This window comes from Cohnella soli, from assembly GCF_042655525.1.
In the GTDB taxonomy this organism is placed as follows: Bacteria; Bacillota; Bacilli; order Paenibacillales; family Paenibacillaceae; genus Cohnella; species Cohnella soli.
Genome location: NZ_JBHSMI010000025.1, coordinates 680,566 through 691,159, shown reverse-complemented (window position 1 = coordinate 691,159; position 10,594 = coordinate 680,566). Strand labels below are relative to the sequence as shown.

General features: G+C 46.8%; 8 protein-coding genes, 1 tRNA gene and 1 pseudogene. 7 read left to right on the top strand and 3 right to left on the bottom strand.

All coding sequences use genetic code 11. The features are described 5' to 3' along the window. Positions 1–17 precede the first annotated feature (17 nt). The 5 genes from ACFPOF_RS16025 (at position 18) to ACFPOF_RS16005 (ending at position 5,587) form a co-directional block, all read left to right on the top strand. Positions 18–2,612 carry a hypothetical protein gene (locus ACFPOF_RS16025; protein ID WP_378134337.1) on the top strand — a complete coding sequence of 865 codons (2,595 nt, stop codon included), beginning with the start codon at positions 18–20 and terminating at the stop codon, positions 2,610–2,612. Positions 2,613–2,762: 150 nt separating this feature from the next. After that, positions 2,763–3,413, top strand: a complete 651-nt coding sequence (locus ACFPOF_RS16020) for a GntR family transcriptional regulator (RefSeq protein ID WP_378134335.1) — start codon at positions 2,763–2,765, stop codon at positions 3,411–3,413. Between the two features lie 25 nt (positions 3,414–3,438). After that, the gene (locus ACFPOF_RS16015) at positions 3,439–4,416 is read left to right on the top strand and encodes a sugar kinase (protein WP_378134333.1); all 978 of its coding nucleotides are present in this window, start codon (positions 3,439–3,441) and stop codon (positions 4,414–4,416) included. 42 nt (positions 4,417–4,458) lie between these two features. Then, the gene (locus ACFPOF_RS16010; RefSeq protein WP_378134331.1) at positions 4,459–5,121 is read left to right on the top strand and encodes a bifunctional 2-keto-4-hydroxyglutarate aldolase/2-keto-3-deoxy-6-phosphogluconate aldolase; all 663 of its coding nucleotides are present in this window, start codon (positions 4,459–4,461) and stop codon (positions 5,119–5,121) included. A gap of 379 nt (positions 5,122–5,500) precedes the next feature. Then, positions 5,501–5,587 (top strand) — tRNA-Leu (locus ACFPOF_RS16005). 2 nt (positions 5,588–5,589) lie between these two features. Here the strand turns inward: ACFPOF_RS16005 and ACFPOF_RS16000 are convergent. Next, positions 5,590–6,858 (bottom strand): tyrosine-type recombinase/integrase, encoded by a 1,269-nt coding sequence (locus tag ACFPOF_RS16000; protein ID WP_378134329.1) that lies wholly within the window; start codon positions 6,856–6,858, stop codon positions 5,590–5,592. Positions 6,859–6,935: 77 nt separating this feature from the next. Further along, positions 6,936–7,205, bottom strand: a complete 270-nt coding sequence (locus ACFPOF_RS15995) for a helix-turn-helix domain-containing protein (protein WP_378134328.1) — start codon at positions 7,203–7,205, stop codon at positions 6,936–6,938. 967 nt (positions 7,206–8,172) lie between these two features. Here ACFPOF_RS15995 and ACFPOF_RS15990 point away from each other — a divergent pair. Further along, positions 8,173–8,505: a GNAT family protein gene (locus ACFPOF_RS15990; RefSeq protein ID WP_378134326.1), complete on the top strand. Its 333-nt coding sequence runs from the start codon at positions 8,173–8,175 to the stop codon at positions 8,503–8,505. Positions 8,506–8,649: 144 nt separating this feature from the next. Further along, the gene (locus ACFPOF_RS15985; RefSeq protein WP_378134324.1) at positions 8,650–9,621 is read left to right on the top strand and encodes a protein kinase domain-containing protein; all 972 of its coding nucleotides are present in this window, start codon (positions 8,650–8,652) and stop codon (positions 9,619–9,621) included. 125 nt (positions 9,622–9,746) lie between these two features. On the opposite strand, the pseudogene ACFPOF_RS15980 reads toward ACFPOF_RS15985, so the two are convergent. Beyond that, positions 9,747–10,594 (bottom strand): annotated as a pseudogene (locus tag ACFPOF_RS15980) (IS256 family transposase); the annotation flags it as partial.

Sequence of the window (10,594 nt, the reverse complement as noted above, 5' to 3'; positions counted from 1 at the left end):
TAAAGGAGCGACTATAAATGATGAAGATGAAGCTAAAGTATCTTTATGTTGCGCTTATCTGTTCGTTATTTTCGTTACTTGTGCAAATCCAAAACCCCCAATCGGTATCCGCCTCGTCACCCAGTGCAACCAGCGACGGAATATTAACGGTTGACGGACAGCCCTTTTTTCCATTCGGATTCTATGAAGTAGCCTGGGGCAGTATTCCGTGGAATACGAACGATTATACGGTGGAGTCGAATACGGTTAGCTTTGCAAGAGCGACGAACGTAAAGGGCGTCCGGTTGAAAATACTCGAGGCGAATATGGTCCAAAATTACTTTGGCATCGTGGAGATAGAAGTGAATGACGGAGTAGGGTCGAACCAAGCGACTTCTGCAACAGCAAGTGCATCAAGCGTGAATGCCGACCCAAATCATTCACCCGCGGAATTGAATGACGGCAGTCTGACCAATGATTATGCCAGCGGTTCCTTCCCGTCGATGCCCGCGTACGTAACCTTAAAATGGAGCAGCGCGAAGTCTTTCGATAGCGTGACGCTCAAAGCATGGCTCTGTCACACGATCGCGCCGACTTATTATGAAGTGGAAGTATCAGCAGATGGCTTAACGGGCTGGACGAAGGTGGCCAGTTCATATAAAATGCCTGCGGGCAAGCTGTCTGCGGATATGAACCAATTGGCGGCGGACGGATTTAACTTTATGCATCCTTCAGCCGACAAAGATAACGGATTCGATACAAGCTTTGTCGATGATGCGGGAGTAAAAGGCATCAAGCTGATGCCGGAAAATATAAATACAATCGTCATGTACGATTATCTAACGCAGTGGAAGGATAAGACAGCATTGCTGGGATGGAGCATTTGCGATGATTGCGATCCTTATAATGACCCAGCTACGGTTCAAGGTTATAAAGATGCCGTCAGAGCAATAGACCCCAATCATATCACTTATGGCGCCGGGGTCCATTATACGTATGAGACGGGATACAATGTCGGGAGCTATGTAAATATTCTTGATGCGATGGGGCGGGAGATGTATCCGATCGGTTCCAGCATACCGATGAATACCGTTTACGCTGCCACGAAGGATACGGTAGATGCCTACGGTGCGGCGGGGAAGCCGGTTTTTGGTATTATACAAACGTTCAGCTGGCATCAAATTTCGCCTTCGATGGGGCCTGATCCGATACTGGGACGCGCCCCTGACCCGAGCGAATTGAGAAATATGACCTATCAGTCTCTTGCTGCAGGGGCGAAAGGCATTATCTTTTTCCCTTATTATTTTTCGCCGACCAATACGATGATTCCGTCCGATCTATACGCAGAGACTAAAGCGATGGTTTCCGAGATTAACGCTTTGAAGCCGGCATTCATGCTCGGTCATCGGACGGAAGTGGCGACTGGAAACCCGGATTTAAGAGTCACTTACTGGGAGTATGAGGGGAAAGTCTATGTCATGATCGTCAACACGACTTATGATTCGGTCGCCAATATTCCTTATTATCAACCGGGCGGACCGGGCACAACCGCGGCGATTAATGCGTCAATCCCGTTGCCGGCGGGTTATCAGAATGCAGTTACGAAAAGTATGTTTACTCGACTACCAGCTACTCTGGCAATAGATGCGAATGGCAAGCTGTCGGGTACGGTTGGAGCCGAACAAGTCCAAGTGTATGAACTAACCCCAGTCGGAACGACCAGCTCCCTAGTAACTGGAAAAGCTTTAGGTTCTTTGGAGAACAGCTTCACGGGAGAAGCGGGGTTTAATTTTACAACGGGAAACGCATCCCGCACCGTAACATCGTTAGGAAGATTGTATGTAAGCGGAAATAGCAGGTCACATACCGTATCTTTGTATAAGGAAAGCGATAAATCGTTGGTGGCATCCTGTTCGGTTCATATGGCGAAGGGGACAACCGACAACTTAGGGTTCAAATACTGCACATTGTCTGCTCCCGTTACTTTGCTGGCCAATACCTCCTATGACCTCGTTGCCAGCGAAATGAGCGGGGGAGATCAATATTACCATGATAATACGACCGTATCGTTAGGAGCGGGTACGGCGAATTTTGCGATATTCAAATGGAATGGCACCTGGTACTACGACGGCGGTCCTTCCCAAAGCTTCGGCCCGGTTAACCTGTTATACAAGGACACTTCCTTGCTTACGGGTAAAACGCCAGGATCGCCGGTAAACGGCTTCACAGGGGAAGCAGGATTTAATTTTACGACAGCTGGAACTTCGCGTACCGTAAGCGCATTAGGAAGGTTGTTCGTAAGCGGTAATAGCGGTCTGCATACCGTTAGCTTGTATAAGGAGAGCGATAAATCGTTAGTGGCATCCTGTACGGTTAGTATGGCCGTCGGTAAAGCGGACGGTCTTGGATTCAAATATTGCAAGTTGGCAACGCCCGTTACACTTCAAGCCAATACCTCTTATGATCTCGTTGCTAGTGAAACGAGCGGAGGAGACTACTATTACCATGACGATACAACTGTATCGTTAGGAACAGGTACGGCGAACTTTGCGATTTTTAAGTGGAATGGGGTTTGGTATTACGATAGTACGACTTCTCATAGTTTTGGCCCCGTCAATTTGACGTATTTTTGAGCAAATCGTCATCATTACTCACAGAGTGGGAAAAAATACAAGGTCGGCACGACTTCGACGAGAAGGTGCGCTTGTATTTGTTTGCCGTTTGATTTATTATCGATAATATTATCGATAATTTAAAGGCGGGGGGAACGACGTCTGTTTAGATTGGATGAACGGGGCGTTTCACTAAGCGAGCAAGTATACTTGGGGCTTCGGGATTCGATTGTCCGAGGAGAGATATATCCCGGCTATCGCCTGCTTGTGCTGGAGATTGCGACTGCGCTTAAAATCAGCCAGGCTCCTGTCAGGGAAGCGATGGAGCGGCTAAAGCAGGAAGGGCTGCTCATTGGCAAAGCGAACAAAGGCTCGATCGTCTCGGAAATGAAGCAGGAGGAGATCGAAGAAATCTACGCGTTAAGGGAACTGATCGAACGGGATGCGTTGCTGAAGTCGATTCCGAAGCTGGGTGCGGCTGATTATGCACAGCTCGATTTACTATATAAACGGATGCGGGCTGCTGCGGAGGAAGAAGATTTGTATCGCTTCATTGATCTCGACCTGGAGTTTCACAGCTTCTTCTACGAGAAGTCGGGCAATCGAACGATTATGAACCTGTGGCTGCAACTTGCGGTGAAGCTTAAGCGTTTTCTGGCGATTACGAACAAGCTGTATTTTCCCGACCTGCTGTCGATCGCCGAAGGCCATGCGCCTCTAATTGATGCGTTGAAAAGTGGGGATGTCGCAGAGATCGAACGATTGTTTGCCGCGCACTTGAAGGAAGTCTGGTGGCGGATGAACGGCAGGGCTCAACGATAAGTCAAGTACGGGAGGTTATGATACAGTGTCACAACATGAGGAAACAGGGTTATCCCCATTCACCCTGGAGGTCGTTACCTTCGGGGAGACAATGGGCTTGCTGATGGGAGGAGCCAAAGGCATTGAGCATAGCGGTACGCTGGACAAATCGTTCGGAGGCGCCGAAAGCAACGTCGCGATCGGCCTCGCGCGTCTCGGCCATAAAGTCGGATGGTTCGGCAGACTTGGCGACGATCCGATTGGTCGAAATATTCTGAAGGCCGTTCGCGGAGAAGGGGTGGACGTGTCGCGGGCAACGGTTGCGGACGACGCGCCGACAGGGCTTATGTTACGTGAGCAATTGTCGGGAAAAACGTCAGTCTACTACTACCGCAAATTGTCCGCAGCCAGCCGACTAAGACCGGAACATCTGGATAACGGGTACATTGCGCAAGCTCGATATTTGCATCTGACAGGTATAACACCTGCACTAAGCGAGAGCTGCAGACTATCTGCGTTCGAAGCAATACGGATCGCGAAAGCGAATGGCACACAAATTGTTTTCGATCCGAACATGCGCCTGAAGCTGTGGGGATTGGACGAAGCGAGGGAAGTTCTGCTTGCTTTCGCGGAAGAGGCGGATTATTTCCTTCCGGGACTCGACGAATTGAAGTTGTTGTACGATACGGACGATTGGGACATCATCGTGGAGAGATTGCGGGAGTTGCCGGGGCAATCAATCGTAAAAGGTGGAAAAGAAGAGACGTATGTCGTCGGCAAGGACTCGGTGACGGCGGTTCCATATTTCAGAGTAAAACAAGTCGTCGATCCGATCGGGGCAGGCGACGGTTTCTGCGCAGGTTTTATTTCCGGGCTTCTGCGCGGGGAACATCCCGTCGAGTCGGTACGGCTCGGTAATCTCGTCGGCTCAATGGTCGTACAGACTGTCGGAGATTGGGAAGGACTGCCGATCCGAGCGGAAGTGGACGCTTTGTTAAACAATGTCTCGCACATTGAACGCTAACGATAAATACGTAATGAATGGACAAGGAGAGGGAGAAACAAGATGAACAAGTTGCGCACGATTCAAAGTATCGTCGATCATGGCATTGTCGCCGTGTTGCGGGCGAAAGATGCCGACGAAGTTGCAGAAATGGCGGAACAAGCGATTGCGGGCGGCATTAAGGCGATTGAAATTACGATGACCGTCCCTTCAGCGTTGAGAGCGATCGAGAAATTGGCGGCGAAATATTCGAGCAAGGCGACCGATGAAAGCAAATTCGCGATCATCGGCGTCGGCACGGTGCTCGATCCCGAGACAGCAAGAGCGGCTATCCTCAGCGGGGCCGAATTCGTCGTTGGACCAGCGCTGAACCCGGCCACCGTGGCGTTATGCAACAGATATCGCGTCCCGGTCATGCCCGGCGTCATGACGATTAAAGAAATCCAGGAAGCGCTTGAACTAGGCGTCGATATCGTAAAGCTGTTCCCGAGCACGACGCCTGCGATGATCAAGGCGATCAAAGGCCCTTTGCCGCAGGCGAACGTGATGCCGACCGGTGGCGTTACTCTCGACAACGTCGGCGAGTGGATTTCGGCGGGCGCGGTCGCCGTCGGCATCGGTTCGGATCTGACAGCGGAAGCGACCAAGAAGGGCGACCTCAACCTCGTAGCGAAACGCGCGGCGCAATACGCGGAAGCGTTCAAACGTGCGAAAGCGATCGGTTAGTTCGGTTAGGCAGGCACCCGCGAATAACCTTAATTCAACGAGGTGATTCGCGGGTTAGATGCGGAGACGGCAAAGCTCGGTGGCCTATGGCCAGATTGACTTTGCAGAGGTTACTTCGCCGAACTCATGACAGCTGGCGCAATACTGGTTGACAGGCCCCCCGCACATATGATAAATTATATTTCGCTGACGTCAAAAGTCGGCAAATGAATATGCGGTCGTGGCGGAATTGGCAGACGCGCTGGATTCAGGTACTTGCGCGAAAGTTGGTTGTAATTCCCCGGAACCCTTGTTGTTATGCGGTTTTATCAGTTTTACTGTTTCAAGTTCTCTCCTGTAGTTCTCTCCTTTATCTGAGGTACAGGGTGAGGCTAAATGTGCGGTCATGGCGGAATTGGCAGACGCGCTGGCTTCAGGTGCCAGTGGTAGCAATACCGTGGAGGTTCGAGTCCTCTTGACCGCACCACCCTAAGAATGAATCAGCTCTTGAATCGGTCCTTGTGACGATTCAGGAGCTTTTTGTTTGATTGGGATTTGTAAGGTGTTGCTCATGACCTGCGCCGACGAAACCTTAGAACTGTAATCCAGATGAGCATAAATGTTAGCCGTTGTGGAATAGTGACTATGCCCCAACCACTCTTGAATCTCTTTCAGGCTGACCCCGTTTGCAAGCAGCAAGCTCGCACAACTGTGGCGAAGATCATGAAAACGAATATGCTTTAGCCCATGCTTCTGGAGAACAATCGGGAAATGTTGTGTGATATATCCCGGTTTGATTCGGTCTCCCAGCTTGTTCACGTAGATGTACTCTTCATATTTGTAGCAATAGGAGTCTTTGAACAAGGCGCGATTTTGTTGATGCTCTTCCCACAGGCGTTTCAAGAGTTCAAAAAAGGCAGGAACGAGCGGCAAAGTACGATAACTCGATTTATTCTTTGCACGATCCTTCTCCACAATGATCTGTTTCCCCTCATACGATATGGAAGTGACGGTGTGGCGGATGGAGATGGTCTGATGCTGAAAATTGATAGCGCTCCATTTCAATCCGACTATTTCGCTCCGTCTAAGGCCATAGAACGAAGCCAAATACACTGCCAGTTCAACAGGATCGTCTGTCACCGCTTCGAATAACTGATTAACTTCGTCGTTCGTGTAGTAGCTTCCCACAAACTGTTGCTTCTTAGGTCGTTCAACCTTATCTGCCGGATTGGAGGGAATCATGTCCATTCGAAAGGCATGTTGCAACGCCTGACGAATATTCGCATGATATTTCTGAGCAGTGTGGGCAGTGATCTTGTACTTATTCAGAACAAACAGATAAAAGTCTTGCAAATGCTTCGCTTGAAGTTCTTCCAGCAAAATCCCCTCTTCTTTGAAATAAGGAACAATTTTGCCCTCTACATTAAAACAATAAGCCGCATGAGTCGTGACTTCAACCTGATACTTCATCATGTTAAGCCATTCCAACATGAAATCTGCGAACAGAATGCCGGCAGGACTTTCTTCATCAGATGTTGCTTTTTCCTCAACTGGTAGCGCTACTTCCTCTTCAATGGATTCAGAAGGAATTTCAAAATTCTTTCGTGCTTCTTGTAGCATGCCTTCTGCTCTCTTCTTATTGCCCTTTGTAGGCAATCCTGTTGCAATCCACTTAGTTTTACGTTTGCCCTCTTCATCTTTGTAATTCAGAACAATATAGTAATTGCCTTTCTTTTCTTGTAGGTGGCCTGCTACCATTTTGTATCCCTCCCAGGATAGCAGCCCTGGCTTCCTACCATCGACACTTCCATTATAACAACGGAATCAAAAATGATTCAAAGCTGTAAAGTGTGATGATCGCATGGTGTGCCAAGGGCCTCGATTTCCCTTAAATATTGGATAATGCTTAGCTTCGGGATTTTGTAAAAGCGACCAATTCGAAAATGGGCAATGCGTCTTGATTGGAGTAATTTACGGCCCGTTTTGGTACTGATGCCGCCTAACATGGTACACATTTGTTCGACAGTTACGACATCGGGAATGGTCTGAAATAGAAGCTGATATGGGTCAGCTTCAACAACGGGTTGATTTTCATCATCCGACATGGGCGATCTCCTTTGTAAATGTCAAGGTACATAGAGGTTCTGAAATATCCCTCTATTATCCGTTTCATTTTTTTGATGAAATCGGATATTATCCGATAAAATTTTTCTGTATACGCTGAAAACAGATGTTTGCTGTTTGTAAACACCTTGGTTTACATATACAAAATACTGGGGAGATTGCAATGTGTGAATAGAAGAAATGAAATCCACTGTAGGAAGTGAATGTACGGCGGGGAGTTTCGGCCTATGAGCTAAGAAATAGCTGCAGGAATTATGAATAAAGTGAATGCGTGCTCGGATCCGGGCACGCATATTTCAGCGGGAGGTCACCGAATGGCCATGGATCGAGACATTTTTGCAGTTGAGCACCATGGGACTCAGCCAGTGAAGCATTGTATCAAGTTGCCAATGTTCGCGAAAAACTGTATCCAAGGTGTTAAATCGGGCAAGTGAGAAGGAATTGACATGGCCGCTACCTGAGGATGTAGCGGATATAGATCTACAGTCTGCTTTTCCACGAAAAAGAGCAATATGTCGGGTCGATTCCTAGTAGTTCTTATTTATCAGTATTCAGTGAAGTATAAGTTCTTTAAGTCTGATAGAAAAAAATAATATAAAAATGGATTGAACGATAAAGTCGAAGTGTCTAATGTTTTGGATTTGAAATGGGTAGATTCATCGATTGAATTTTATTAATGCAGTTATTAGGTTGGTTGTTCAAGAGGGCATCCTTTGGGCGGTTACTTTTTATGTCGTTTTTCGCCGATTTGATGGAAGGTATTAGGAGTTGATTTGTTGAATAATGGAATAGGTACAACGTCGTATGTTCTTTTAAGGAAGGGGTGTCTGCTTCGGATGGGAAAAGTTCACTCAGTCTCTGATGAGGAGAAGTTAAGGATTATGGACGTCCTGAAAGGTGTCTTTGGTGGCAGTGGTTCACTTGATGAGCTGAAACAAAAGAGTCATCTTGCACCGTTTGTATTACGGTGACGATCAGGACGACAACAATATTACTTTTAGGATTCGTATTATTTCCGATAAAGGGGTAAAGATCCCCGACCCGAACATCCACTTGCACGTATATCTTGAAGATCAGCACATTCATATTGCAGATATTCTGATCGAAGGTAATTATTTAAATCGCGGATACGATTCCATCGTCATGGACGAGATCTTGAAGCTGGCACGACAACTTAAGATCAAATTAATCAGTGGCATGTTGGCAGGTGTTGATTGGGGTCACATTGATCGGTCACCGCACTTCTACCGGAAATTCGGCTTTAATGTAGAATTTATTTGAGTGGGATGGAAAGATCCTTGGCTGAATAAGGAGCTGGGGTTGTTCGGAAAGAGTTTTGATCTTTTATTAAAATCTGATCCATTTTAAATTAATACATAGTTGATTTATCCCGTATTTATCAGTAAAAGATCAGGGAGGGATCTTGTGCTATCGGAGCAGAACTACATAAAAATCTTGAATTATTTCGATAAGCGATTATGGGAGGGGAAGATTTCAGAAACTAACTGGCAATATTATGGTCTTGTTTTGGATTGGTACTTTGATAATTCTGTATTGAGTGCAGAGTACTTAAACATTGAGGATTTCTTCGATCAAAATGGTGGTCTTAGCATTGTAGAAGACAAGCATTTAATTGACCAATACAGTGGATTGCCGAACAATAAGTGGTTACATGTACTACAAAATATTATGAACATTTTTAAATACTCTTCCATAAATAAAGAACAAAGTAATAACGTGCTCGAACTTATATCAAAAGTATTATTGAGAGACAACGTAAAAGTCAGAAATCCTGAGATAGGAGACATCATATTAATTCCAGACGATATTTTGGATTATGGCTCTTACTGTAACATTGTGCGAGTTAGAGAAGGGGTCTTAAGGAAAGAGTTGAAGCCTCAGTTTCAAAATGATGATAAGCTGCAAAGACGTTTGAGATATGAGTTTGAAAACATGCAGAAGCTTGAAGCTTGTCCCCAAATTCTGAACGTGTATGAATACGATCCGGACAACCATTCGTATTTAATGGAGCAAGGGGATATAAACTTATATAAATACTTAGAAGAAGAGTTCGATCTCTCCTCTGAAGATAAGCTTAAAATTGTATTCGATATTCTGAATGGAATGGCGTTTGCTCATGAGCAAGAGATCATCCATCGTGATCTTCATTTGGGTAACATATTAAAGATTCAGAATGATTTTGTAATCTGTGATTTTGGACTAAGTAAGGACTTATCTATTGAACGCAGCATGAAATCGTCGCTGACTGAGAAGAACAACCATCTTTTTGTTGACCCTGCCGCTGGTACTGACTTTACCAAATTGGATCTGAAGAGTGACATTTACTCCATAGGAAAAGTAATCGATTTTATCTTCACCTTAAACGCAGAAGGGTAGCGTCAAGAAGTTTGTGTAACATCTTTTGGTTAGTAGAGTATCCATCGGGACGATGGATACCACCGATTTCGTTTTCAATCCCCCAGGGGGTACCCCCTGGAAAATAATTTCCTGTTGTTGGGAATCTACACCTGGTACCGGTCTTTGTACATCTGGTTAAACGCGGCCTTCGTGTCTACATCGACAAAGCCGCGAATTGCCCTGCCACACCACTTCTCATTGTAGTCGAGCGCCTGGAGGTAGATGATCTTCTCCGCCGCTTCAATGTTCGTGAGACTGTTCATCGGTTTGAGTCGCTTACGGAGTTCCTTGTTCGTCCGTTCAATCGGATTCGTCGTGTAGATCGCTTCCCAGGTCAGCTGCGGGTATTTGTAGAAAGTCAGAAGTGTAGAGAGCTGCTCCTCCCAGGACTTCACTTCCTTCGGATACTGTTTGCGCCACTTGTCCCTGAATCCGTCGAATACCGCTCTTGCTACATCTCCATCAAGCGCCGTGTACACTTGCTTGAGATCAGCCAGAAATTCGCTTTTATCCGACATACGAATTTTGGGGAACGTCGCACGTACCTTATGGACGACGCAGTGTTGTACCAGCCATTGGATAGATTTCTCGGAAGGCCTCCTCCAGCCCGGGCAGGCCGTCGAATACGCCGAGCAGTATATCGGTGGCACCGCGCTTCTTCAGATCCTTGAGCACCTCTCGCCAGCCATTCGAGCTCTCGTGACCACCGACGTAGAAGCCTAGGATTTGACGAATCCCTTTTTCATCAATGCCCATCGCCAAGTAAACAGCTTCGCTACTCACCGTGTTACGTTTGAGTTTGACGTAAAGTCCGTCGAGGTAGATGACCGAGTAGCGCTTCTCTAGCGGGCGTTTCTGCCACTGCTCGATGTCCTCCATGACGGTCTGTGTAATATTGCTGATGGTCGTAGGCGAGTACTGCGTGCCAAACATGCTCTCGATGAATTTAGCT

Bases quoted from the DNA above. Each gene is read 5' to 3' on its own strand.
- ACFPOF_RS16025 (WP_378134337.1), top strand. From the start codon at position 18: ATGATGAAGATGAAGCTAAAGTATCTTTATGTTGCGCTTATCTGTTCG.
- ACFPOF_RS16010 (WP_378134331.1), top strand. From the start codon at position 4,459: ATGAACAAGTTGCGCACGATTCAAAGTATCGTCGATCATGGCATTGTC.
- ACFPOF_RS16000 (WP_378134329.1), bottom strand. From the start codon at position 6,858: ATGGTAGCAGGCCACCTACAAGAAAAGAAAGGCAATTACTATATTGTT.
- ACFPOF_RS15995 (WP_378134328.1), bottom strand. From the start codon at position 7,205: ATGTCGGATGATGAAAATCAACCCGTTGTTGAAGCTGACCCATATCAG.